Genomic DNA, 25,403 nt, shown 5'->3' on the forward strand with positions numbered 1-25,403 from the left:
ATATTATTAAAATTAACATAAAATATAATTTCGGTTTAAATGATTAAATTACAGGAGAATATTTTAATAAAAAGTAAAATATTAGTAGTTTTGTAAAAAACAAAAAGACACCAGCGAAAAAATGATGAGTTATTATAGAATAAAAATAATAATTTGTTTTTTTATGCCTAAAAACCTACTGCAATTTTTGTTTTTACTTGCAACTGCGATTCCCATATTTGCACAGAAGAAGTATAATTTTGATCAGATCTGTGAAAAAACAACAGTTACTTCTCACAAAAATTTACAGGCTGCTTTTAAAACCGCAGATTCTCTTTTCATAGCTGCAAAAACTCCACAGGAAAAAATTAAAAGCCTGATCCTTTCTTCAGAATTATATCACTATTCAGGAGAATTTAAAAAAGCTATTGGTTTTAGTGAAAGTGCTCACACATTAATCCGCCAGATTGATGATCCTGAAAAGATGGTTTATATCTGCAGGCTTCTTGCCAAACAATACAGGCAGGTGGGACTTTATGAAAGATCTAAAAAATATATTGTAAAAGGACTTGAAGCCTCAAGACTGATTACTGATTTCCAAAAGAGCAATGAGGCTGCAGGTATGTTAAACCAGGAGATGGCCTTTTATGAAATGGAATTGGGTAATTATTCAAATGCCATAAAGTATATAGAATTTTCACTGGATTTTTTTGAAAAAATAAATGGGCCAAATGAAAAACGGACAGTAGCAACTTCATACCAGGTATTAGGTGATGTATATTTTAAGCTTAATGACTATACAACTTCAGAAAACTATTATAAAAAAGCTGAAGCGCTGCTTAAAAACGGAAGCTGTACCTTGGGATTGGTTTATAATGGGCTGGGAGGGATCAAAATAAAGCAGAAAAACTGGAAAGATGCTGAACTGTATCTGAAAAAAGCTGAAAAAATAGCAGATACGTCCCGAAGCCTGAAATTAAAAAAAGCGGTCTACTCTAATATTAACGACTATTACGAAGGAACAGGAGATAGTTTTAAAGCTTCATTATATGCCATAAAATATGTAAAAGCATATGACAGTATAGCCGCATATAATCACGAGTTTGCGCTAAAAAATCCGGATAGCCTCGCCAGATCCAATAAAAGCGGAAGAATAAATAATATTAAAAATACAGCAATTGTGGTATTAATCATATCCATAATTGGTCTCGTTATATTCTTCAGGATTAAACAAAAAAGACAGCGTTCAAAATTCAGGAATATTATAAGGACCCAGCTGCAGCCGGTAATTGCTGATGAATTGAAAAAGCCCCGGGAAAAATATGAGTTTTCTAATATTTCTGTAGAAGAGATTGATGAAAAAGACAGTGAAGCAGACCGGAAAAGAAATGATTCCTTAATGACTTTTGAAACAGAAACAAAACTACTGGAACTACTTGAAGAGTTTGAAAAAGGAGTGCTTTATAACAGTAAGAGCATGTCTCTGTCTTTTTTGGCAGGGGAGCTTAATACCAATACCAAATATCTTTCTTATGTGATCAATCAGCATAAAAGTGCAGATTTTAAAACTTATATTAACCGGTTAAGAATCAATTATATTGTAGATAAACTTATCAATGATGAAAAGTACAGACAATATAAGATCAGTATCCTTGCTGATGAATGTGGTTTTTCTTCCCACAGCAAATTTGCTGCAGTATTTAAAGCGGTTACGGAATTCTCTCCGTCGGCATATATTAAATATCTTGATGCTGAAAATCAAACAAATAAAAGTATCCGTTTTCAGGAAAATGATTAAATCAGGCACATTTTTATGATTCTGTATTACTGTTTTCATGAAAATGAACAACCTATTGTTTTATATAAAAGGCTTCCTATTATATCTTTGCGCCAGTTTATGAAACAATCAATACAGATAATATCTTATTTTGGGAAAATAATTTTTCCGGAATAAAATAAATACTAATTTTAGATCTTAAGCTTCATAATTCACAGTAGTGATTTTAAAACTTTTCTATCTCAGACTAAAATTAGGGATATAACTATAATCGGGGTTGATTGCCCGGTTTTTTTTCAGTCAAGTTTTTTTAAGTGCAAATCCGCAGAAATTCTGCGGATTTGTAGTTATTTAGATTGTATAGTATCTGTTTTTATCTTTAAAGTATCCGGATCTGCAGGTGCAGGTTCAGAATTGGCGACTGCAGAATCTCCCAGCCTGTTTCGTAAAGAATCTTTATTATGAGCGTCTTTAAACTCTTCTCTTTTTTCTTTATTTTGAGCACAGCTTCCAAGGAAAAGAAATCCTAGAACTGCTCCTATCCAAAGTTTTTTCATAGTGATATTTTTTATGTGGTTGATTCAATCAAATATACTGATTCTTTTGTGAGATCGGAAAAACAAACCTCTAAAATTCACCGGAAGGTAAATCTATATTCTATTACATCCCTGAATATTATAAAAAAATCTGCAGTACTTTCAACTGCAGATTTTCCATTTTTAATTAAACGTTATAATAATTATTTGACAGGAGTTGTAGACGCTGAATCTATTTTCATCTTGATACTGTCAGGATTAGTCATTTTTGTAGTCATGGTATCAGTGGTGGCAGGAGGTACACTTTTTTGTGTAGTGTCTACTGTTGCTGAGTCACGACTGCTTGTTGACATTGTTGATTCTTTGGTCCCACAGCTCACTGCAAATATTCCTATTCCGATGGCTGTTAACAAAAACTTTTTCATATTATTCTATTTTGGGGGTGTACTGATTAAAAAACAACAATTATTCCTAAGAAGGTTGAAGGAATTGTAAAATATAGGTAAATTTTGTTAAAAGATGTTAGATAAAGTCATATCAGGCTATAAGATCTGATTGCAGTGCTATACTAATCCAATAAAAAACCCCGGAACTAAAAATTCCGGGGCTGTATTGAATTTACAGGCAAATACTAATATTCACTGTATACGCTACATAAGTTGATTACCCTAAATATGGATATTTGTAATCTTTTGGAGAAACAAAAGTTTCTTTTACGCTTCTTACAGAAGTCCATCTCAGAAGATTCATTTTAGAACCGGCTTTATCGTTAGTTCCTGAAGCCCTGCCACCTCCGAAAGGCTGCTGTCCTACTACGGCACCTGTTGGCTTATCATTGATGTAGAAGTTTCCTGAAGCATTTTCCAAAGCTTTATAAGCTTCGTTAATTGCATAACGGTCTTGTGAAAAAACAGAACCCGTTAATGAGTAAGGGGAAGTAGTGTCAACTAATTTTAAAGTTTCTTTCCAATCTTGATCTTCATATACATAAACAGACAGGATTGGTCCGAAGATTTCTTCTACCATACTTTCGTAGTGAGGATTTGTAGTTTCAATAACAGTAGGATGTACAAACCATCCTTTAGAATCATCATACTTTCCTCCGATTGCAACGGTAGCTTCTCCTGATGCATTGGCTCTTTCAATATATCCCTTACACTTTTCGAAAGAGTTTTTATCTATTACAGCATTTATAAAATTAGAAGGGTCTTCAGGTGAGCCAATCTTGATTGTGCTCATTTGTGCTTCCATCACTTTTTTCACATCAGCCCAAAGAGACTTAGGAATATAAGCTCGTGAAGCAGCAGAACATTTTTGCCCCTGATATTCGAAAGCTCCTCTTACCAGTGCAGTTGCTACAGCTTCCACATTAGCAGAAGGATGAGCAATTACAAAATCTTTACCACCAGTTTCACCAACGATTCTTGGATATGTTCTGTAGTTATGGATATTGTCACCGATCATTTTCCACATTCCCTGGAATACTTTTGTAGAACCTGTAAAATGCAGACCTGCAAAATCAGGATGAGCCAATACTTTTTCAGCAGTTTCTTTACCATCTGTAAAGATCATGTTAATTACTCCGGCAGGAAGACCCGCTTCAGTTAATACATCCATGATTACTTTAGCTGAATATACCTGTTTGTCAGAAGGTTTCCAGACTACAACGTTCCCTAGCATAGCCATGCAGGTAGGAAGATTTCCTGAAATTGCAGTAAAGTTAAATGGAGTTACTGCAAAACAGAATCCTTCCAATGGTCTGTATTCTACCCGGTTCCAGATACCATTGTCAGAAACCGGCTGCTCAGAATACATCTCTGTCATGAACTCTACATTGAATCTTAGAAAGTCAATAAATTCACAAGCAGAATCAATCTCAGCCTGGTGCACATTTTTAGACTGTCCGATCATTGTTGCTGCATTGATTACATCTCTGTAAGGCCCAGCCAAAAGGTCAGCTGCCTTTAAGAAAATAGCTGCACGCTGTTCCCATCCCAGTTCATTCCATTCTTTTTTAGCCGCTAATGCTGCATTGATAGCGTCATCTACATGTTGCATACCTCCTTTGTAGTAAAAACCGAAATCATGAGCATGGTCCTGAGGAGACTGAAGCTGTACTTTTTCATCTGTTTTTACTTCCTTTCCATTAATGATCATTGGAATTTCAACCTTCTCAGCCCACATTTTTTTATAAGTGCTGATAAGGCTTTTAACTTCCGGGGATCCCGGTACATATGAATTTACCGGTTCATTTACCGCTAAAGGTACTTGCGAAATTGCTTTAGACATATTACGTTGTATTATTTTTAATTAATAAGATGTTGGTAGACAAATTTACGATAATTATAAGGAAAGAAAAAATGCAGCGGTTTTTTACAGATAAAAACTTGCCGGTGGTCAGATGAAACCCCAAACACTGATCAGTATAATATTAATAATAAAAACAAGGAATTACACAAAAGAATATAAGATATGATCCCTTAGCAATTAAAATTCAGGTTTAGAAGGGACAGGAGCTGCAAAGTTTGAAGAATGGTCATTGATTCTTTCTATGGAAGCTTTACATTTTCTCATTTTCCAGAATCTTGAGAACAAGTTTTTCTTCCTGGGTCAGATTTGCTTTTCCGTCATTCTCCTCAATGTCTTCCAGCTCATCAAGATATTTTTTGATGGTATTGTTTTCGTAGAGGTTGATGACTAATGGATGTACATAATATTTCCTGCAGACGGCAGTGGTATTTCCAAGATGTTCGGCCACGATATCCAGGGCTTCTTTTACTTTCTTTTTATACTGAGTATCATTTTCTGCATATCCGATCTCTTTAAAAGCGATTAAAGCACTCACTGTCCCGGACCATGTTCTGAAGTCTTTCGCCGTGAAGTCTTCACCACTTATTTCTTTGATGTATTCATTGACCATTCCTGAATCTATAGAATGACGGGTTCCCTCATCATCATAATATTGAAACAGCTCTTTTCCCGGAATATCCTTGCATTTCTGAACAAGTCTTGCCAATCTTTTGCTTCTAAGGTCTACATGGTGCATAACCCCTTTCTTACCTTTAAATGTAAAAGTAATTTTTTGCCCTTTAACCTCTACGTGTTTGTCTTTTAGTGTTGTCAGTCCGAAGGAGCCATAAAGTTTTTCATAGACATTGTTTCCAATACGGATATTGGTTCTCTGCATAAGGCTCACGATTAATGCCAGGATTTTCCGTTTTTCAAAATTTCTTAAAGCAAGATCCTGTTCAACCTGAAGACGGATTCCTGGTAAGGCATATCCAAACTGAAGCATTCTGTAGAATTTCGTGTGATTTCGCAAAGCGCTCCACAGGGGATGATAGCGGTATTGTTTTCTTTTTTTTGCATCAAAACCTGTTGCCTGAAGGTGGCCGTTTTCCAGTGCACAGATCCAGACATTTTCCCATGCGGGAGGAATAACCAGTTTATTAATCCGGGTTATTTCATCTTTATCTTTTATTTTTTTCCCGTCTTTATAATAACTGTATTTTTTTCCTGTTTTTCTGCGTGTAATTCCGGCAGTCTCTGCATCAGTGGTATATACGAGATGTACCGCCTTTGCAGAAGCTTCCGGATCCTTCATTATTTTAACAATTTTTGAAGGCTTAAGGTGTGTGATGATTTCTAAATCTGTGTTCTTCTCCATAGAATGGTTAAGAGTTTTTACCCTTCGAAAAGATTAGTAAAAGAATGACTACAATTGCACAGACTAAAAAAATTCCCCACCACATCCCTGCCTTAAAAATTGTTTCAACGGCTTCACAACTTGAAAGGGTTAATAAACTTAATATTGATATACTGTAAAAGTTCCATTTTTTCATAGGATAAATTTATTAGGTGTTAAATCCGGAGATGGTCTGCTCTCCAGTTTTTAATAGACCGTTTAATTTCATTTCCTGAAATATTTTCATGAAGAGCTTTATATAAGAGCTCTTTGAATTCATCATCATAAGCAAACCTCAGTGCAGCGATTTGGTCAAACCTTAATTTTTCAGCCACTTCATCAGACGATTGATTGAATACTTCAAAGTAACGCTGTTTAAATTCGAGAATCACCATACGGTTTTGAAGTCCCAACGCATAATGCTGCCTGGTCATAAATGCAAGATAGAAAAGCAGAAAAATCACAATTGAAAATAAAATCCAGATGAGCTGATTCCCAGAATCATTCCATATATTATAAACCCCGAAGATTTCCAATAGTATTAATAAAGGAAGATAAATAAAATGATGGGGCGGATAAAATTTCCGGTGATTATTGTAATTCTGTTTCATAATCTGAAATACAGCAATAATCTTTCCAAAATTTTATATTATTGGTAATAATTTTGTTTTTTATTCGGTAATGTGGTATGTTTTTGGAAAATATGTTAGAAACTATGTGTTCTTTGATGAACCCGGAACATCCCTGGATTACTAAATTATCAGTTCCATCGATTTTTCCATTAGATGGTTTCCATTAAAAATTCCTTAACTTTGAATCTCAATTTTAGAAATGGAAAATTCAGTTCAAGACACTACTGTTCAAAAACCAAAATGGATCCGCGTAAAACTTCCTACCGGAAAGAACTACCGGGAACTTAGAACTTTGGTCGATAAATATAAGCTAAATACAATTTGTCAAAGCGGAAGCTGCCCTAATATGGGGGAATGCTGGGGAGAAGGTACTGCCACTTTTATGATTCTGGGTAATATCTGTACAAGGAGCTGCGGATTCTGTGGGGTAAAGACCGGAAGACCGCTTGATGTAAACTGGGATGAGCCTGAAAAAGTAGCCCGTTCAATTAAATTGATGAAGATCAAACATGCTGTTCTTACTTCTGTAGATCGTGACGATCTGAAAGATATGGGTTCTATTCTCTGGGGGGAAACCGTAAACGCTGTCAGAAGAATTTCTCCGGGTACAACAATGGAAACATTGATTCCTGACTTTCAGGGGATAACAAAACATCTCGACAGATTGGTGGAAGTAGCTCCGGAAGTAATTTCTCATAACATGGAAACCGTAAAACGATTAACCAGAGAGGTGAGGATTCAGGCAAAATATGAAAGAAGCCTGGATGTATTGAGATATCTGAAAGAAGCAGGACAAAGAAGGACCAAAACCGGTGTTATGCTTGGCTTGGGAGAAACAAAAGATGAGGTTTTCCAGACTATTGAAGATATCAGGAATGCTAATGTAGATGTTATTACTTTAGGACAATATCTGCAACCTACCAAAAAACATCTTCCTGTAAAAAAATTCATTACTCCGGAAGAATTTGATGAATTTGGAGATTTTGCAAGAAACCTTGGTTTCAGACATGTTGAAAGTTCACCACTTGTAAGAAGTTCTTACCATGCAGAAAAGCACATTCACTAAAATAAAAACCGTTCAGTAACGAACGGTTTATTTTTTTACATAGGTAAGGCCCATCTATTAAGCCCTGAAAACAGCTGAACTGTTTCTTTCCAGTTATTTATTACAGGCAGATTCTCTGGCAATAATTCCGATCCGGCCATTGATTTCAATGGGTCTGAAATGTTTCTTTTTAAACTCAGACGGAGTTTCACCGGTATGCTGTTTAAATAATTTATTAAAATAGGAAAGGCTTTCAAAACCTACCTGAAAGCAAACCTCAGTGACAGAATAATCTTTCAGCAGAAATATCTTGGCCTGATTAATCCTGTAATTATTAACAAAATCTGTAAAGGTCATATTCGTTTGTTTTTTAAAATACCGGCAAAAGGCGGGAGTACTCAGACTTACAATTTCAGCAATCACATTCACATTTGGTTTTTTATCATAATTTTCATGGATATAATCATAGATTGTACCCATTCTGATTTTATCATTTAAAAACCATTTGATCCGGGTATCTTCTTTGTTGAGTTCTATTACTTCTGTAGAATCGGAGAGGGTTTTCAAAATTTCAATTAAGCCTATTAATGATAGAAAAGGGTCTTTTTCTTTCATCAGGTGAAGTTTTTCTACAACCTTTTTTTTAGTTTCACCATAAAAAGATAATCCAAGATAAGATTTCTCCAATAGTTTTCTTATGTTCTCAAATTCAGGAACCGGAAAAATGATGTCCTGGAGAAAATTCTCCCGCATTTGCAATACCAGCTGCCTGCATTCGGTCTGAATACCATAGTCAAAATTTAAATGAGGAACATTGGACCCGATAAGTAGCAGGTCACTCTCTGTAAAACCGGAAATGTCTTTTCCTACATGACGGATTCCATTTACAGCCTCCACATATACCAATTCTATTTCCGGATGATAATGCCAGAAAAAACAATTTTTTAGAGAAGGAGCGAAAAGTTTAAATGATTTTCCTTTTTCAAATTCAATAATTTCTTTCTGGATTTTCATTTTGTTCTGGTTTGATTGTTTGTTAAATTAAAATTAAACAAAAAGGTTAATACGGAGCAAATTTTTATCATTTTAAGAGAAGTGAAATTCAATCTTTCTTTCGAATTTTGCACTTTCAAATAAAGACGATGATTTTCATCTTCTTAAAGGCTAATTTCAGAAAAAGAACATACAATGAAGATTGATAAAAGGATAATCCCGCTGGCAATAGGGGGACTTGGAATAGGAACAACAGAGTTTACCGTCATGGGACTTCTTCCTGATATTGCAAAAACGTTACAGATTACGATTCCCCAGGCCGGACATTTAATTTCGGCATATGCTATGGGAGTAGTTATCGGAGCCCCTATTCTTATCGGGTATTCGGTTAAATTCCCGCCCAAGAAAGTTCTGATAGCATTTATGATTCTGTTTACTTTATTCAACGGGCTTTCTGCTATTGCCCCGAATTATTCGACAATGCTCATTATAAGGTTTATGTCAGGGCTTCCCCATGGAGCATTTTTTGGAGTAGGAACTGTAGTTGCTTCTAAAATGGCAGGAAAAGGAAAAGAAGCATTTTATATATCTATGATGTTTACTGGACTTACCGTTGCTAATCTTGCTATGGTTCCCCTGGTAACCTATATTGGTCATACATTCCATTGGAGGTTATACTTTGCAATTGTTGCAGTAATAGGAGTTTTGGCCCTGTTGTTTTTAAAATTATGGCTTCCTGCAATAGAAACCAATCAGAATACACATTTTTTAGAAGAAATGAAATTCTTAAAAAATAAACAATCGTGGCTGGTACTGGCCATTACGGCAATCGGGTTTGGCGGACTTTTCACATGGTTAAGCTATATTACTCCTCTAATGACCGTTGTTTCAGGAGTACAAAGCAGTCAGATGGCCTATGTTATGGTTCTTGCAGGAGCAGGAATGGTGGTGGGTAATCTGGTAGGGGGTATAGTTTCGGATAAACTCGGTCCGGAAAAAACATGTGTGCTTCTTATCTTTCTGATGATGATTTCTTTAACAGGAGTATTTTTCCTTTCCGAACATCAGAATATTGCATTTATCCTGACTTTCATGTGTGGAGCATTGTCAATGTCTATTGCTCCGCCGATCAATATCATGATGATGAAAGCAGCCCCTAAAAGTGAAATGATGGCTGCTGCTTTTATGCAGGCGGGTTTTAATATTGCGAATGCAATGGGGGCATTCCTTGGAGGAATTCCTCTGGAATATGGTTTACCCTTCAATTATCCTTCTCTGGTGGGAGTAGGAATGACCTTTATAGGGCTGGTCATAAGCATAAGATATATGTACCTGTATGGAGCATCAGAAGAAGAGGCTGTTGCAGAATGTATTTCATGTGATAAATAAGCAAATACAGCAAAAAGATAATGTTGAAAGAATTGTAAGGACTTAAAAAGGGGTTGTTTCTTTTGAAACAGCCCCTTTTCAGTAAGGTACCTGATTTTAAGCCTCTACTTCATTACCGTTTTTACACCAGTAGAGGGCATTGTATAAATTTTCCTTAGGGAAAGACTTAAACTCTCCCGGCATCAGGACACTGAAAATGTCTGTAAAGTTTTGTACCCCTTCTTTATCTGTTACAATGGCTGTCCGGTTCCATTTGGTAAGGTTTTTTAATCCTAAAACAGCATCCTCAAGCCATGCTCCTATGGTAAACTTATCCAGATCAGTATCCAGGTACAGTAGATAATTTAGCTCTCCAAATTGATCTACCTTCTCTTTTACACGAGGAATTACCAGTTTTTCAAAATCTTCTTTAGTCACTTCTCCTGTTGCATTGAATGCTGCAACATTCTCCGGAGCTTCTGGAATAATTGTTATCATAGTAAATATTTTATGGTGATTGGAATTAATAAAGTAACAATAATTAAACCATAAATTCATCGTAAACTGTTAAAATAGGTATAAATATTGTTATTTTTAATGTAAAATATCAATATGGATCTTAAATCAAATGAACCTTTTTGGCTTTTAAAAAACGGACTGATTGCTACTTATCCTTCCTTAAAAACAGATGAAGACTGTGATGTTTTAATTATAGGAGGCGGAATTACAGGAAGCCTTATTGCCCATCAAATGATAAAGGATGGCCATCAAACAATCCTCATCGATAAACGCGAACTTTGTAATGGAAGTACCTCAGCCACCACTTCAATGCTGCAGTACGAAATAGATGTTCCTCTTTATCAATTAACCGAAATAATAGGGGAAAAAGGAGCCGTTGCCAGCTATAAAGCATGTTCAGATGCCATTGATACCATTGAAACACTTGCCCGTAAAATACGTTCCGGCGCAGGATTTAAACGTAAAAAATCGTTGTATTTCGCTTCTAAAAAGAAAGATGCGGAATGGTTAAAGAAAGAATATGAAGCCAGAAACAATGCCGGTTTTGAAGTCCATTGGCTTAATGCAGACCAGATCCTGGAAAAATTTGGATTTGAAAATACCTATGGTGGCATCTTATCAAAACAGGGTGCAAGTATTGATGCATTTCAGTTTGCCCATGAGCTGTTTAAACATAATGTAAGAAAAGGATTGAAGATCTTTGATAAAACTGAAATGAAGGAAGTGGAATATCATAAAGGTTTTAATACAATTAAAGTTGACAGCGGTTTTCAGATCAAAGCAAAAAAGATCATTTACTGCATAGGCTATGAAAGTAAAACTTTATTGAAGGAAAATTTCGTAAACCTGAAAAGTACTTATGCTGTGGTTTCTGAGGTAGATAAAGACAAGTTTAAAAACATTACAAAGACCTTGGTATGGAATACCGATGACCCTTACCTCTATATGCGGACTACTGACGATGGAAGAGTTCTGATTGGCGGTGGCGATGAAGACTTTTATGACGCTGAAAAACGGGATGGGATTCTTGATGAAAAAGAAAAAGAAATCTTAAAAAACTTAAAGAAAATAAAACCCGATTATCATTTTTATCCCGATTTTGTATGGGCTGGAACTTTCGGAGAAACAAAAGACGGATTGCCTTATATCGGCGAGCATCCAAAATTCAGAAACTCTTACTTTGTACTGGGATTTGGAGGAAACGGCATTACTTTCTCAGTGGCCGGGATGGAAATGGCTTCCCGGTTTATGAAAAATAAAAAGCACCTGTTGTCTGAGTATTTTAAGTTTGGCAGATAGAAAGATAGAGCATGTGGCTTCGAGTACCTCAGCCACATATCTAATTTTTAATCAAGTGTCTTTTCTATTAATGTTTCACCACCTGTATGAAAAACCCAGACTATGTTGCCTTGGATATAGAAGACAAGATGTGCTTTGGAGTAAAATAACACTTGTTTCTTTAATTTAGTTTCAGGAGATTCATCCCTCTTTAATATTTATTAGATAAAGTAGGAATATGAGGAAACTTTTTACTATATCTTAAATTTGGGAGAAGTCGTTTCACAACTGAAACGACTTACAAGCCGTGCCATTCTTTTTGATTAATTTATAAGCATTTTTCTTAGACTTTGCAACGATTCTTTCTCCGTAGTGGGAATTGGATGGGCTTCTTTATTTATGAAGAATAAAAAACATTCTTTATCCGGTATTTTAGATAAAATAATAGAGAATACTTGCTTGATTCTTTCTCAAATAATAATATTTATGTAAGATAGAATATTTTTTTGTAGGCACTGAATAATAATTAAAAAGATATTTTTAAATTTTTGTAATTCGTATATTTTTATTAAGTGTTTGATAATTAGTGTTTTGCTTAAATCGTAAACGTGTTTTTACGAAATGTCAGTTATTGTTTTTACGTTTTTTTCTTATACTTCTTTAGGAGGCTTTAGTTTTGCCTTGTCAAAATTCAGACACTATACTAATGTTCTTTAGAAAATGGGAAACAATAAAATGGAGAAGTATTTTCCATCCGTTGTTTCTGATTTTACCAATTCAAAATAAGTACATCCTCATGTATTTATACAGACTTAAAGCAGGCTGTTAACGGTATATAAAAAAGTGCAGATGATGAAAAGAAGCACAGATGATGAAAAGTATACCGTTGAGTCCCTCCTCAATTATAGCCTGCTTTTATAACTGTAAGTATGAAACAGGTTGAACCATTAAAAATAAATAATAACAAAGATGAAAAAAATAATTTCGAATCTATTCCTGATAACAGGAATTTTACTAAGTATTTCAGTATTTGGGCAGATCGGTATTGGTTCGCCAGTTCCAAGAGGAGCCCTTGATATTAACAAGAAAGATGGGGATAAGTATAGCTATGATATGGGATTGGTGCTTCCTACCAATGACACAGCTGCCAAAATTAAAAATGCAGTTCCCAACGCGTCAGTAGCCCCCGGAACAATTTTTTATGACAGTACCAAAGATTGTATAAGGCTGAGACAAATTCCGGACTGGAGTGATTGCCTGACTGCTATTGAAACAGTCCCTTCCGGTGAGGTAACAACACTGGTTTGTGGTACTCCAATCATAAGCGGGACATTTGCTGCAGAAGTAAATTCGTATGGTACTTTTACGATCAAATATACCGGAGCAAACGGTAAATCATATCCGACGCTAAATGTGGAATCAATGTCAGTGACAGGATTAAAGGCAACACTGGCCGCAGGGTATTTTCAGACAGATGGTGAGCTTACTTTTGTGGTATCGGGAATTCCCGCTGCTGCTGGAAATGCCATATTTGTAATCATAATAGGAGGGAAAAACTGTGTGGTCATGGTACCGGTGAGTGCTAAACCAAGTATTGCTGCTTTGAATCCTGGCAGAAACTTTAAAGCAAAAAGGATTCCTGAAGACAAAATCCTAATCATTAGAAAAGACAAAAAGAATATTTCGATATAAAACAAACATAAGAAAATGAAAAAAATGAAAAAAAAAGTATTCCTGATTGCAGGTGTTTTATTGAGCGTTTCAATGACGTACGGCCAGGTAGGTATAGGTTCGCCTGTGCCGCGGGGCGCTTTAGACATTAACAAGAAAGACGGAGATAAATACAGCTATGATATGGGACTGGTACTTCCAACCAATGCTGCTGCAAATAATATTAAAAATGCAGTTCCCAATAATGCTGTGGCTCCGGGAACCATTTTTTATGACAGTACAAAGGACTGTGTAAGACTGAAACAGACCGCAGACTGGAGTGACTGTATCGGGAGTGCTGAAACAGCACCTTTAGGCGTAGTTCAGACGCTGGATTGCAATAATGCCACTATAAACGGAACATTTGCCGCTAATGTATATTCATACGGAACTTTTAAGATCCCATACACCGGAGGAAATGGCAAGTCATACCCTGCCGTGAGTGTAAACTCTTCAGGAGTGACAGGACTAACAGCAACATTGGCCCCAGGAACCTTTGAAAACGGGAATGGGACACTGACTTTTGTAGTATCAGGGATTCCTTCCGGAGAGGGACAAGCCATATTTGTTATTTCAGTAGGAGGGCAAACCTGCCCGGTTATTGTAAATGTAGTAAACAAACCGGGTACTGGAGGAGGATCGGATTATGCGAGGATAGGATCTTATGGCTTTTTCAGTTTTTTACTTACATCTGCAGGCAATGATGTCGGCTTTAACAAGTTCACCAATCAAATGCGTCAAGCTGCTAATTATGGCCCTGCGGGGATAAAAAAGACGGAAGGGATTTTTTATACTGCTTTAGCCAGTGGTGCAGGTGTATATGATGTTTTTACTCAACAACAATCATTCAATAATCAAGGTTCAACGGTGTATACTCAGGTAAGAGATTTTGCAACCGGGAAAAAACTAAGGTCTTCTTTTGATATTCTTGAGGTTGGCCACTGGGGAGTTAATAGCTCTGTTACTCAAGAATCACAGATTGACGGCAATGATTTTGAATTGATCAGAGATTTTGTAAAAGCAGGCGGAGTTGCTATTATTGCTTTAGATAACGGAGCAGTAGCGACTAACTTTTACCTCTATAAAACTTACCTGCTGAATAAATTTGGACTGAAGGGGAAGCTAGGTACTGGTTCTTCTTTGAAGATTTTCACCCAGTTGGCTGATGGGCATGGACAGGTAAAAGACAATTTTCCCGGTTCAGTGCAAAATTTTGGTTCAGTTTCTCAAGGAGAAGAACTGAGCAGTGGTATGAGTGCCCAAGTCGGATATAAAATGAGTGACCTTCCTGCAGGGAGCACTGTATATGCTGTTAATAAAAACTACCCTGATTATGCTATGGCTTTTACATTAGGAGGAGAATATGAAGGTAGGGTCATCTTTGTAAATTATGGATATTTCAAGGGACCATATGCAGTAGGAACAAATTCGGATGTGGTTATAGATAGTGCACAGGAGAAATTCATGCATAACCTTATAGCTTATGCGATGGATAAATCTAAAGGATTATAAGAAAATAAATAATCAGACTCCGGATTATGTTGAATTTTTATCCCGGAGCTTTCCATAGGAAATAAGATGTTGGGAGTTTTCCCGGCATCTTGTTTCTGTTTTAATAAAGAAAAATGACATGCCCGGATCATGGATTTTGCACCTGATCTCATTATATATGTACAGATCTTTCTGAAATTATTATAGGTATTAGTACATAATGTCAAATAAAAAAGCTGGCCCTCAATTAAAAGTGAACCGGCTTTTTTTGACAATCAGGAACTATACCCGTTTTTTTTCGCCAGCTCAAGAATAGACTTTTCAATAGCTTTTCCTAAATCATCAGCATCTGTATTTCCTCTCTTTTTCATTTCATTGTCAATGTATTCTTGTCGTTTTTTAGAAAGTTCTTCAATTTCTTTTTGGATTTTTTTCCGGGCTGCAGATTTTACAGCAACAGCTTTTTTCACTTCCGCTTTACTTTTTCCTCTCAGTTCAACAGGTAATTCCTCTTCCTTAACGGTTGTAATAAAATCTGCATCTTTTTCAGCCCTGTCTATAAGATCCCAGTGTTCATTTTTATAAGCATTCTTTTTAGACTTGGCAATGGTTCTTTCTACAAGGTTGGATGCTGACTGCATTTCAGCATTTTTATCCTGTGTAATCTGCTTAAGTCTGTATTCTGAACCATGATTTCCGTAATAAATATAAGTAGTATTCAATTGTGCATTGCATTCGGAAATCCTGATGTCATAAGGGGTTTCAATATAGATCACCTTTTTATCACTGTCGATGTTAAAATATTTTCCACCTCCTGTTGTGGCTCCATTTTGCCATAAACCCTGAATGCCTTCTTCCCGGCTTCCACAATAAATGGTATTGGTATAAATATTTTTATTTTTTGCTTTTGAAACAACGTCTTTATAATCAATTTTTCCCTGGTTGAAAGGCTCATTACCTGCTATGTAAATCAGTTTCATACTTTTCTCATTACCATCCCAGTTCAGGTTGGTGGATGCATCGCGGATGACCGCACCACAATATTCACTTCCCCCATTAGTTCTTAAAGCGAATAGTTTTTCAGAAACCAGATCAAGGTCCTGAGTGAGTGGAGTGACCTGACGGATGTAATTTTCATCCCGGATTCCATCATTTCCATATTCATAAAGGGCAATTTCCACTTGTGGAGTCTGGCCGTTATACTTTAGCGTGGTTAATGTATTGACGATATTCCACAGTCTTGATTTCGCCTGTTCAATTAATCCGTCCATACTGTTGGAAGTATCAAGCAAAAGAGCTACCTGGATCTTGTTATCCTTTGATAATGCGTCTACAGGAAGCACGGAAGCATTTTGTACCGTTAATTCAGCGTTTTTGGGATCACTTTTCAAGCAGCTGATTGCCGGATTGGTACCGGAGTTTAAGAAAGCTGCTGCAATGGCTAAAATTTTTAAAGTTGTCATATTATTATTTTTTATAGGTTATCTGCTGTAATTGGACCTGTATAAAAGATGGTATTTCATCGTTTATTGTTTTAATGATGAAGTAAAATTACCTGTATTAAACCCTGAGATTCGGGATACTTGGTGAAAGATGGTTTTCACTTGGTGAGTAACCACGGAAGCAGGAATTTTTCTATAAATAGGCTTATTAAATAAGTGGTTAGAAAAACTTACAAAAAAGGCTGTCAACAAAGTGGCAGCCTCTTTTAAATCTGTTATTTTAAAGGATTTCGTATCTTGTTTTGATACTGTATTTCAGTTTGATGTTTTCAATATTGTCAAAGGAAAAATCTACCGGAGCATCTGCCATTTCTAGCTGAACATTGCTCATTCTGCTTTTGTACGCAACAGGCATTACAGTATCGCTCGTATAATCTTCAATTTCTACAATTTCAAGAACATTACCTACTTTCTTACCCATACTTTCCAGCAGATAATCTGCCTTTTCTTTTGCCGCTTTTAAAGCATTGATCTTTACGGCTTTTCTGAAGTCTGCAATCTTAGTGTTCTTTACTTCTGAAATGCTCAGGTTGCTTACCCATTTCTGATTCAGGTCTTCAAAGATTCTGCTGAGGTTCGATTTTGCATTAGCTTTAAATGCATAGTTCTTAGAAAACTTTCCGTTTTTGGCATAAATGTTCTGATAAGATGATTTGAACTTGATATCCTCGTTCTTTACCCCTGCATTCTTTAAGATCTCAAACATCTTTTTTTCATTGTCTGCCAGATCATTTTTGTTATCTGCTTTTATTCCGAGGCTGAAGGTTACTTCATCCGGTTCTACTTCCATTTCAGCAACCCCTGTTACTTCGATTGCGTTTTTCTTTACTTCCTGAGCGTTTGCAAAACTCCCCAGCGTTACAATTCCGATTAATAAAAAATGTTTCAATTTCATAATTTCTTGTTTTTAAATTTTTAATTACTGATGTAAAATTAGGCAGATCTGGAGCCGGAAATTGGAAGACTTGGTGAAAGAAGGCTTTCGCTTGGTGGATACGTAAAAAAAGACAGTTCATATAGAAACTGTCTTTTATAAAGTATATTTTATATTCGTAAACGGGGAAAGATAATAGTTAATAAAGGAAATATACCTTTGAAATTTTATGGTCTTTGATTTCATAAATCGCAGTAGCTTCTGTCTTCTGACCAGACTTTATTCCGGAAACACTTTCCTTGTCAATAACCGTATTACGATTAATGATTCTCTGTTTTATCTCACAATGCAGGTCAGGTACCTTTTTAAATAGTGCTTCATATGTTTTTCTCATACTTTCTTTACCTTTACTTATCAAAGTATTGGGGAATGAATAGATTTCAACATCTTCCGCATAGGGTTCAAGAAAAGCATCTATATTTTGTGCATTATAGCCATTTACCTGCTGCTGTACAAGTATCTCAGGGGTAATCTTCAGTATTTTATGAGGATCGAACGTCTTGCCGTTCTTGATAACAGTTTCAATTTTTGTTAAATTGTTCAGATCTTCAATGGGATTGGCACTAAGAAGAACAAGATCCGCGGTTTTTCCAGCTTCAATACTGCCATATTGCGCCTCTTTATCAAGGATTTTTGCAGGGTTAATTGTGGCTGACTGCAGAATCTGCCAGTTGCTCAGCCCACTTTCTTTCATTGCATTGAGTTCATCCATAAAAGAAGAGGCATGCTGGGTTCCTATATTTCCTGCATCTGTACCGGCTGCAATCGTTACCCCTCCATCTGCAAGCCTTTTTAAATTGACCCCCCGGATAGAATCCACTTTGGAAACATAAGTTTTGATCTGTTGTGAATTAAATCTTACCTTATATTTTTTTATCCATGTTGAATCAGCAGTCTCTTCCAGATGCTTCAGATCGTAGATTGAACCAATACTTTTCGGATTGGAGTTTTCCAGTTCATAGGTGTTGTAATGCTTCTTTTGGCCATAGGTATCATAATAGTTGTCAATTACAGTCAGGGTAGGGCAAAGGACTGTTTTTCTGGATTTTAAAAGTTTTATAAAATCATCAGAAACTATTTCATCTTCGATATTATGAACCAGATAATCCGCTCCGTTCAGAACTGCTGTTTCGGCTGTAAAGCGTTCTGTGGCATGAACAGCAACTTTTAAATTGTTCTTATGGGATTCCTCAATAATGGTTTTAATCACAGGCTCGAGCTTTTTAGTCTGCTCTTTTGCTTTTTGAGGATCTTTCTCCAATATAATATACCATATTTTGATAAAGTCAGGCTTATACGGAAGCTGTTCCTGAACATACTTTTTTGCATCTTCAACAGTTAGTGCCAGTTTAAAAGGTTCGTCCTTATCAAGATTTTTAAAAGCTTCCGGTTCATATGTTGTAATAAGAGGACCTGACATATATACAGAAGGAAGACTGTCATTCTTTTTTAAAGAATCCCTGAGTGTAAGAAAATTATAGGTTGCCCCGGGATCAATTACAGAAGTAATTCCTGACCGGAGATAATATTGAAGGAAATTCTCCATATGATGATGTCCCCAGCTGATTTCCTGCTCATAAGGAACATGTTTTTTCAGATTAAGTGCATCGGGCCTTGTATACAATCCACCGCTCTGAAAAAAATGGATGTGCGAATCAGTCATTCCGGGAATGAGATATTTCCCTTCACCATTGATAATATGCGAGTTTTGAGGTATTTTTACCTGTTTATTGGGTTTAACAGCAGTAATGACGCCATCAGTAATGATTACTGTTTGGCCAGGAATCATTTTTTTATGAATAACATCAGCTATGCTAACGTTTTGAATATAAGTCTGTGCTTTGATACCACCAAAGCAAAAAAACAAAACCAATAGGAACTGAAATTTTTTCATGGTCTCTTTTAAGTGAAGTACAAATATACATAAAGCCTTATTCAATCGAATCAAAAATTGTAAACGGTTTTAAAATGCAGTTGGTTACCAGATAAATATAGAGAAAGGCAAACTTGATGAAATGTGGTTTTGACTTGGTAAAGGATAGGATGGGATATATAAAGTTTTAGTTACTTTGCAGTAAAGATCTGAATTTCGTGAAACTGATTTTTAAAATTGCCTTTATTTTGATATGTACTGTGGGAAATTTTCTCGCAGCACAAGACTCTGTAAAGGTTTCCAAGGTTGTCAGATCTGTTGCAAAGCTGAAAAAAGCAGTAGATAGTAACGATAATAAGGCAGTTGCTGATACCTATGTAAGCCTGGCAAATGATTATTATAACCAGGGGAATTATGCAAAAAGTGAGGAATACCTTATTAAAGCAAAAAATATCTATCAAAATCTTAATGACAAGAAAAATCTGGAAGTCGTTACCAGAAAGTTGGCCCAGTCACAGGAAAAACAAAATAAAATAGCACCGGCCATCAGCAACTACAGTATGGCCGCACAAATGGGGTATAGTGAAAAAAGCAGGGCAGTCAATACCAATGATGTAGCCAGGCTTTCATCCCCTAGTCCGGAACAAAAAGCGGATGCAATTCAGAATAATATTGATATCAGCAAAAAAGAAAATGAACAGACTGCCTTAGCTGAAAGTTACAGTCAGCTGGCAGAAGTCAATCTGCAGCAGAATAATGTTTCCAAAGCAGAGGCAAATCTTAATACAGCTTATACAATATCTAAAAAAGAAGCACCCCGGCAGGCATTGGAGATTAATCAGAAACTGGCAAATCTCTATGTGGAGAACAGGAACTTTGAAAAAGCTATTGAAGCCAAAAAGAAAGTTCTGAAAGAAGATTTTGTAAAAGAAAATTCTCAGGAAAAAGTTAACCAGATTCAGGAGCTTGCGGATATTTATCTCAAGAAAAATGATCCTGGTGAAGCGGTAACCTTATTGGAAAATGCTTATGGAATAGCATTGGATAAAGGACATACTCTGGAAGCGCAGAAAAGTGTTAAAAAGCTGGATAGTCTTTATGACAGAGCCGGAAATACAGAGGCTTCCGTTAAACTGTACAGAGATTTTCTGGAAAAACTTCCTGCTTTGGTTTCCAAGGACAGGAGTCTGGTAGACAGTAAAATACTGGAAGATACAGAGCAGAGAATTTCACAGCTTGAAAAAGAAAAAGAACTGAAAGATGAACTGATCCGGAAAAAGAATGTTTTCAATTATAGTTTGATCGGGACCTTAATCCTTTTAACAGCCCTTATGATCTTCATCTTTATGACGCTTAAAAAAGTTCAGGTCAAAAATAAAAAAATTGCACTTCAATCACTCAGAAGGGAGATGAATCCACATTTTATTTTTAATAGTCTGAATAGTGTCAATCATTTTATCGCAACAAATAACGAGCTGGAAGCCAATCAGTATCTGACAAAATTTTCTAAACTCATGCGGGGAGTGATGGAGAATTCTACTGAAGACTTTATTCCGTTTCACCAGGAGCTCGATCTTCTTCAAAATTATCTTGCCCTGGAAAAAACACGTTTTGCTGATAAGTTTGATTATGAAGTGGAAGTGGATGAAAATCTGAATCTGCATAGCCAACAGATTCCCGGAATGCTTGTACAGCCATTTCTGGAAAATGCAATCTGGCACGGGCTTCGTTACAGGACCGGAAAGGGATTTTTAAAACTGGAATTTGAAAAGGAAGAACAATATTTAAAAATTACTATTGAAGATAACGGAATAGGAATTGAAGAGAGTAAAAAGCAGAAAACCCGGCATCAGAAAACAAGAGAAGGGCGGGGGATGAAAAATACTATGGAAAGGATCCGGTTATTGAACGAGTTGTACAAAAAAAATATTACCTGTACTGTAAAAGATAAGGGAAATAATAAAGGAGTCCTGATCATCCTGAAAATTAATCTGACTTAAAAAATATTGACAATGAATAATCTGTTTAAATTAATCATATTATCTTTATTTTCTACCACGATGCACGGACAGGGCGTGGATGATGCCAGGATGAATCAGATCCTGAAAAGTCTTAAACTGGATAGGGCAGATATTAAAGAGGAATTCTGTACAGAAAAGAAAATGCCGAATGCTGAAGACTCTTATATTATTGTAATTCCTGTTATTCAGGGAAAAGAAGAAGCAGATTTTTTCACTGTCAGAAACTATATACTGATTACGGATAAAAAAGGACTGATCAAAAATCAGTATTTCGACCCTGCGGAAATTACCTCAGATGCTATTATGCTGAGAGATATAACAATTGATACCGGATTATATAACATTTCTGCCAATATCCGGGCTTTCGGGGTTAAAGTAGGATTTCTTGGAAGCAGCAGGCCTAACCCTTATTCATCGGAAGATCTTTCACTATATTATCCGGAAGGTAAAACATTAAAAAAAGTTTTAGACCAGTTCAGATTTGAAACCAGTCGTGGAGAATGGGATACCCAATGTGCCGGAGAATTTACAAATGAAGATTCTTTCATTATTATGGATAAATCCAAAACGAATAGCTTCACTGACCTTAAGGTTAAAACCGTTTCAGTAACAACAGTAAGTAAAGAGGTGGGAGGAGAATGTGAAAGCAGGGAGACTTCGGAAACTACCTATAGAAGTTTAAAATTTATAAACGGGAAATATCAGTAAACTCTATCTGTTATTTAATAAAACTCAATGAAAATAAAAGCTGTAATTGTAGACGATGAAATCATTGCACGGGAAGTTTTAAGAAACTATCTCATTAAATATTGCCCCCAGGTTGAAATTCTTGGAGAGGCAGAGAATATAAAAGAAGCTGTTCCACTGATCACGGAAAAACAGCCACAGTTGGTTTTTCTGGATGTTGAGATGCCTTTTGGAAATGCCTTTGATGTTCTGGAAGCTACAAAAGAATTTTCATATGAAACCATTTTTATCACGGCATTTTCACAATATTCGCTGCAGGCTTTAAACAGGTCGGCAAGTTATTATATCTTAAAACCTATAGATATTCAGGAACTGATTCTTGCAGTAAATAAAGTAGCAGAAAATGTGGAGAAAAAAGAAGAACTCAACAGAAATAAAATTTTGTTGGAAAATTTAAAGCTAAAGCCCGAAAAACAACAGCTCATCCTGCCAACTTTGCAGGGTTTTGATGTTGTAAAGGCAGAAGATATTGTGAGGCTTCAGGCAGATGGTAATTTTACACAGGTGTATCTTACAGACGGTTCTAAAAAAATGGTCTGCCGTTTTCTGAAACATTTTGATGATCTTCTGGAAAATCCTTTTGTGAGAGTTCACCGGTCACATATTATCAATACCGGTTTTGTAAAATCATATCACAAGAGTGGAACAGTAATGCTTTCTGATGATACAGAAATAGAGGTTTCCGGCAGTTTTAAAGATAACTTTCTGAAAGCCTTTTCTTAAATTTCTGTTTGTTAACAGTTTTAAAGGCACTATTTTTGACGTTTTATAACAACCACACAAAAATTCTGTTATGAAAACTCTTCACAAAATTATTATTCCTGTTTCTCTAGGAGCACTGGGTTATATTATTTTCAGTTCATATTCTGTAGGGATTCCCAAAGGAGCTGCTGCTGTAAATAACTTTGATACGAAAAAATATCTCGGAAGATGGTACGAAATAGCCCGTTTTGATTATCGTTTTGAAAAAAACCTGGATAATGTTACAGCTGAATATTCAGAAAATCCTGATGGAACGATACAGGTGACTAATAAGGGCTACAACTATGTAAAAAAAGTGTGGGAAGAAGCTATCGGAGAGGCCAGATTTGTAAAAAATAAAAATGAAGCAAGGTTGAAAGTTGCCTTTTTCAAACCTTTTTGGGCTGGATATAATGTCATTGATATTGATGAAGACTATCAATATGCCTTGGTTGCGGGAAGCAGCTTAAAATACCTCTGGATATTATCCCGAACCCCAACTATTCCTGAAAGTATCCGGCAGCGTTTCCTTGAAAAAGCAAAAAGGATCGGATATCGTACGGATGAACTGATCTGGGTAAGACATAATAAATAACAAATAAGCCTGTATATCTGACTTTATAGCAAAATCGCAAAAAGTAAATCCTGGAAAATATTTTCTGACAGTTTATTTTTTGCGATTTTACTTCACAGTGTATTCTTTTTCACTGTCTGATTTTTGCCGTCAGCTCCGGATATATTCTTTCCATTCTTCAAAGCGGTGATCAATGATCTGTTTCATCAGATCATAGTTTTCATAAGTATCCTCGATATGATAAAACGTTTCATATTCGTAATCATTTTCTTCAGCTTTAGCATCAAAAAGGTTTACATAATCATCGGCAAAAGAACTGAATTTATTTCCAAAATCAGTATCATCAGCATAGTAATCTTTTGCAAAACGATTTCCAAGGTCATTCAGGTCATACTCTGAAAACTTGCCATCACAATAATCCATAACAAATTCAGCCCCTGTAATTTCTCTTCTTTTTAATTTTTCAATTCCTTCTTCATGATCTTCCTTCAGTTCATCAGAAATCAGCTCATTATGAATACACCAGTTCAGAAACATTCCGGTATGGGTAGCCCCGTTTTTTTCAGGGAGACCTTCAGGAAAATCACCGCCATAATGCCACGAGGCGTCATCATATTTAGACATAGTTTTAATTGTAATTTTAATAACTTTTACCAAAAATAGAAAAAATCAATTTATATTGTTGTTCACAGAGAATTTTCCGTCATTTGCAGGAGAATTTTTTCAAGAAACTGATATATGGAAAAAGCTGTTCTGATAACAATTGGTGATGAAATCCTCTCAGGAAATACAATAGATACCAATTCCAACTTTATTGCCTCTGAACTTAAAAATATTGGTATAAAAGTTTCTCAGATATATACAATTTCAGATGAAATTGAAACTATTAAAAATACATTAAAGCTTGCCTTTGAATCCGGAGACCTGGTTATTACAACAGGAGGACTGGGACCTACCAGGGATGATAAAACGAAAAAAGCACTGGCAGAATTTTTCGATGATGAGATTACCCTTGATGAGGAGACTTTTAATCATCTTAAGGCATATATGGAAAGGCGCGGACGGCTGGATATACTGGAGAGAAATAAAGAACAGGCTTTCGTGCCTTCCAAATCTACTGTTTTTCAAAATCATTATGGTACAGCGCCATGTATGATGATGGAACTTAATGGAAAGCTTAGCTATAGCCTTCCGGGTGTTCCTTATGAAGTGAAGCCATTGATCAGAGATCAGATTATTCCTTATTTACAGGAAAAGTTCAGCCTTAATTATATTCATACACGGATCGTTTCTGTTGTTGGAATTCCTGAAAGTGTTCTTGCTGATATTATTGAGGACTGGGAGCTTGATCTTCCGGAAAATATAGCATTGTCTTATCTTCCGGTAGGAACCCGTGTCAAGCTAAGGCTTACCGCATCAGGAGATAACGAAGATTTCTTAAAAGAGCAAACGGAGAATGAAATCCAAAAGTTACTTCCGTTGATAAAAGATCATGTGATTGCAACCTCTGAAGATAGAATTGAAAATATTCTGTCAGAATTGCTTACGGGAAAAAAACTTACCATTTCTACTGCGGAAAGCTGTACCGGGGGTGAACTTTCGAAGATGATCACTTCAGTTCCCGGAAGTTCAAAACATTTCATGGGAGGAGTCGTAACGTATGCGACAGAGAAAAAAGCTGAAATTTTAAAAGTATCGCAGGAAACGATAGATAAATATACGGTTGTAAGCGAGCAGGTAGCCCGGGAAATGGCAGAAGGCTGTCAGAAATTATTTGATACAGATATAGCTCTCTCCACAACGGGTGTAGCAGGTCCGGGGAAAGGTGAGGATGGTAAAGAAGTAGGAACAGTATTTTATACGATTCGGATCAATGATCAGGAAGTGACTTCAAAATTGTATATGCCTCATCTGGACCGGCTGGACTTTATGAATTTCGTTTCCCAGAAGGTAATTCAGGATCTGGTTGGGATTTTGGTTAACAGCAGGTAATGGATT

General features: G+C 36.1%; 22 protein-coding genes. 11 read left to right on the forward strand and 11 right to left on the reverse strand.

What is annotated here, in order from left to right; translation table 11 throughout:
* Nucleotides 1-163 precede the first annotated feature (163 nt).
* Complete coding sequence (locus DRF59_RS18965) at nt 164-1,777, forward strand: AraC family transcriptional regulator (protein ID WP_167456707.1); 1,614 nt, start codon at nt 164-166, stop codon at nt 1,775-1,777.
* A 326-nt stretch (nt 1,778-2,103) separates the two neighbouring features.
* Here DRF59_RS18965 and DRF59_RS18970 read toward each other — a convergent pair whose 3' ends face one another.
* From DRF59_RS18970 to DRF59_RS18995, 5 genes are all read right to left on the reverse strand, one after another.
* On the reverse strand, nt 2,104-2,313 hold the full coding sequence (locus DRF59_RS18970; RefSeq protein WP_115963882.1) for a hypothetical protein: 210 nt from the start codon (nt 2,311-2,313) through the stop codon (nt 2,104-2,106).
* A gap of 182 nt (nt 2,314-2,495) precedes the next feature.
* Nucleotides 2,496-2,717 carry a cytochrome C551 gene (locus DRF59_RS18975; RefSeq protein WP_115963884.1) on the reverse strand — a complete coding sequence of 74 codons (222 nt, stop codon included), beginning with the start codon at nt 2,715-2,717 and terminating at the stop codon, nt 2,496-2,498.
* Between the two features lie 238 nt (nt 2,718-2,955).
* Nucleotides 2,956-4,581, reverse strand: coding sequence for an L-glutamate gamma-semialdehyde dehydrogenase (gene pruA, locus DRF59_RS18980; protein WP_115963886.1), 1,626 nt, complete (start codon nt 4,579-4,581; stop codon nt 2,956-2,958).
* Nucleotides 4,582-4,852: 271 nt separating this feature from the next.
* Complete coding sequence (locus DRF59_RS18985) at nt 4,853-5,959, reverse strand: DNA topoisomerase IB (RefSeq protein WP_115963888.1); 1,107 nt, start codon at nt 5,957-5,959, stop codon at nt 4,853-4,855.
* 194 nt (nt 5,960-6,153) lie between these two features.
* On the reverse strand, nt 6,154-6,588 hold the full coding sequence (locus DRF59_RS18995; RefSeq protein WP_115963892.1) for a DUF6526 family protein: 435 nt from the start codon (nt 6,586-6,588) through the stop codon (nt 6,154-6,156).
* Between the two features lie 220 nt (nt 6,589-6,808).
* On the opposite strand from DRF59_RS18995, the gene lipA reads away from it, so the two are divergent.
* Nucleotides 6,809-7,675, forward strand: coding sequence for a lipoyl synthase (gene lipA / locus DRF59_RS19000; protein WP_115963894.1), 867 nt, complete (start codon nt 6,809-6,811; stop codon nt 7,673-7,675).
* A 93-nt stretch (nt 7,676-7,768) separates the two neighbouring features.
* Here lipA and DRF59_RS19005 read toward each other — a convergent pair whose 3' ends face one another.
* Nucleotides 7,769-8,668 carry an AraC family transcriptional regulator gene (locus tag DRF59_RS19005; protein ID WP_115963896.1) on the reverse strand — a complete coding sequence of 300 codons (900 nt, stop codon included), beginning with the start codon at nt 8,666-8,668 and terminating at the stop codon, nt 7,769-7,771.
* A 174-nt stretch (nt 8,669-8,842) separates the two neighbouring features.
* Here DRF59_RS19005 and DRF59_RS19010 point away from each other — a divergent pair, with 174 nt between their 5' ends.
* The gene (locus tag DRF59_RS19010) at nt 8,843-10,036 is read left to right on the forward strand and encodes an MFS transporter (protein ID WP_185144937.1); all 1,194 of its coding nucleotides are present in this window, start codon (nt 8,843-8,845) and stop codon (nt 10,034-10,036) included.
* 96 nt (nt 10,037-10,132) lie between these two features.
* Here the strand turns inward: DRF59_RS19010 and DRF59_RS19015 are convergent, their stop codons facing one another.
* Complete coding sequence (locus DRF59_RS19015; RefSeq protein WP_115963898.1) at nt 10,133-10,513, reverse strand: SpoIIAA family protein; 381 nt, start codon at nt 10,511-10,513, stop codon at nt 10,133-10,135.
* Nucleotides 10,514-10,627: 114 nt separating this feature from the next.
* Here DRF59_RS19015 and DRF59_RS19020 point away from each other — a divergent pair, with 114 nt between their 5' ends.
* The 3 genes from DRF59_RS19020 (at nt 10,628) to DRF59_RS19030 (ending at nt 15,034) form a co-directional block, all read left to right on the forward strand.
* On the forward strand, nt 10,628-11,833 hold the full coding sequence (locus DRF59_RS19020) for an NAD(P)/FAD-dependent oxidoreductase (protein WP_115963900.1): 1,206 nt from the start codon (nt 10,628-10,630) through the stop codon (nt 11,831-11,833).
* A gap of 948 nt (nt 11,834-12,781) precedes the next feature.
* A complete protein-coding gene (locus DRF59_RS19025) occupies nt 12,782-13,504 on the forward strand; it encodes a hypothetical protein (RefSeq protein ID WP_115963902.1) in 723 nt (240 codons plus the stop codon).
* 24 nt (nt 13,505-13,528) lie between these two features.
* Entirely contained in the window at nt 13,529-15,034 is a 1,506-nt protein-coding gene (locus DRF59_RS19030; RefSeq protein ID WP_123873711.1) for a hypothetical protein, read from the forward strand.
* A gap of 254 nt (nt 15,035-15,288) precedes the next feature.
* Here DRF59_RS19030 and DRF59_RS19040 read toward each other — a convergent pair whose 3' ends face one another.
* From DRF59_RS19040 to DRF59_RS19050, 3 genes are all read right to left on the reverse strand, one after another.
* Nucleotides 15,289-16,476 carry a vWA domain-containing protein gene (locus DRF59_RS19040; RefSeq protein WP_115963908.1) on the reverse strand — a complete coding sequence of 396 codons (1,188 nt, stop codon included), beginning with the start codon at nt 16,474-16,476 and terminating at the stop codon, nt 15,289-15,291.
* Nucleotides 16,477-16,735: 259 nt separating this feature from the next.
* Complete coding sequence (locus DRF59_RS19045; protein ID WP_115963910.1) at nt 16,736-17,410, reverse strand: SIMPL domain-containing protein; 675 nt, start codon at nt 17,408-17,410, stop codon at nt 16,736-16,738.
* Nucleotides 17,411-17,588: 178 nt separating this feature from the next.
* Nucleotides 17,589-19,343, reverse strand: coding sequence for an amidohydrolase family protein (locus DRF59_RS19050; protein WP_115963912.1), 1,755 nt, complete (start codon nt 19,341-19,343; stop codon nt 17,589-17,591).
* Between the two features lie 239 nt (nt 19,344-19,582).
* Between DRF59_RS19050 and DRF59_RS19055 the strand changes: the two genes are divergently transcribed.
* The 4 genes from DRF59_RS19055 (at nt 19,583) to DRF59_RS19070 (ending at nt 23,426) form a co-directional block, all read left to right on the forward strand.
* Entirely contained in the window at nt 19,583-21,322 is a 1,740-nt protein-coding gene (locus DRF59_RS19055; RefSeq protein ID WP_241505636.1) for a histidine kinase, read from the forward strand.
* A gap of 12 nt (nt 21,323-21,334) precedes the next feature.
* Nucleotides 21,335-22,051: a PA3715 family protein gene (locus tag DRF59_RS19060; protein WP_123873712.1), complete on the forward strand. Its 717-nt coding sequence runs from the start codon at nt 21,335-21,337 to the stop codon at nt 22,049-22,051.
* A gap of 27 nt (nt 22,052-22,078) precedes the next feature.
* Complete coding sequence (locus DRF59_RS19065; RefSeq protein ID WP_115963916.1) at nt 22,079-22,813, forward strand: LytR/AlgR family response regulator transcription factor; 735 nt, start codon at nt 22,079-22,081, stop codon at nt 22,811-22,813.
* Between the two features lie 70 nt (nt 22,814-22,883).
* A complete protein-coding gene (locus tag DRF59_RS19070) occupies nt 22,884-23,426 on the forward strand; it encodes a lipocalin family protein (RefSeq protein ID WP_115963918.1) in 543 nt (180 codons plus the stop codon).
* Between the two features lie 129 nt (nt 23,427-23,555).
* Here the strand turns inward: DRF59_RS19070 and DRF59_RS19075 are convergent, their stop codons facing one another.
* Entirely contained in the window at nt 23,556-24,029 is a 474-nt protein-coding gene (locus DRF59_RS19075) for a DUF7832 domain-containing protein (protein WP_115963920.1), read from the reverse strand.
* Between the two features lie 114 nt (nt 24,030-24,143).
* Between DRF59_RS19075 and DRF59_RS19080 the strand changes: the two genes are divergently transcribed.
* The gene (locus tag DRF59_RS19080; RefSeq protein ID WP_115963922.1) at nt 24,144-25,397 is read left to right on the forward strand and encodes a CinA family nicotinamide mononucleotide deamidase-related protein; all 1,254 of its coding nucleotides are present in this window, start codon (nt 24,144-24,146) and stop codon (nt 25,395-25,397) included.
* Nucleotides 25,398-25,403: the final 6 nt, after the last annotated feature.

This window comes from Chryseobacterium flavum, from assembly GCF_003385595.1.
Taxonomy (GTDB): Bacteria; Bacteroidota; Bacteroidia; order Flavobacteriales; family Weeksellaceae; genus Chryseobacterium; species Chryseobacterium flavum.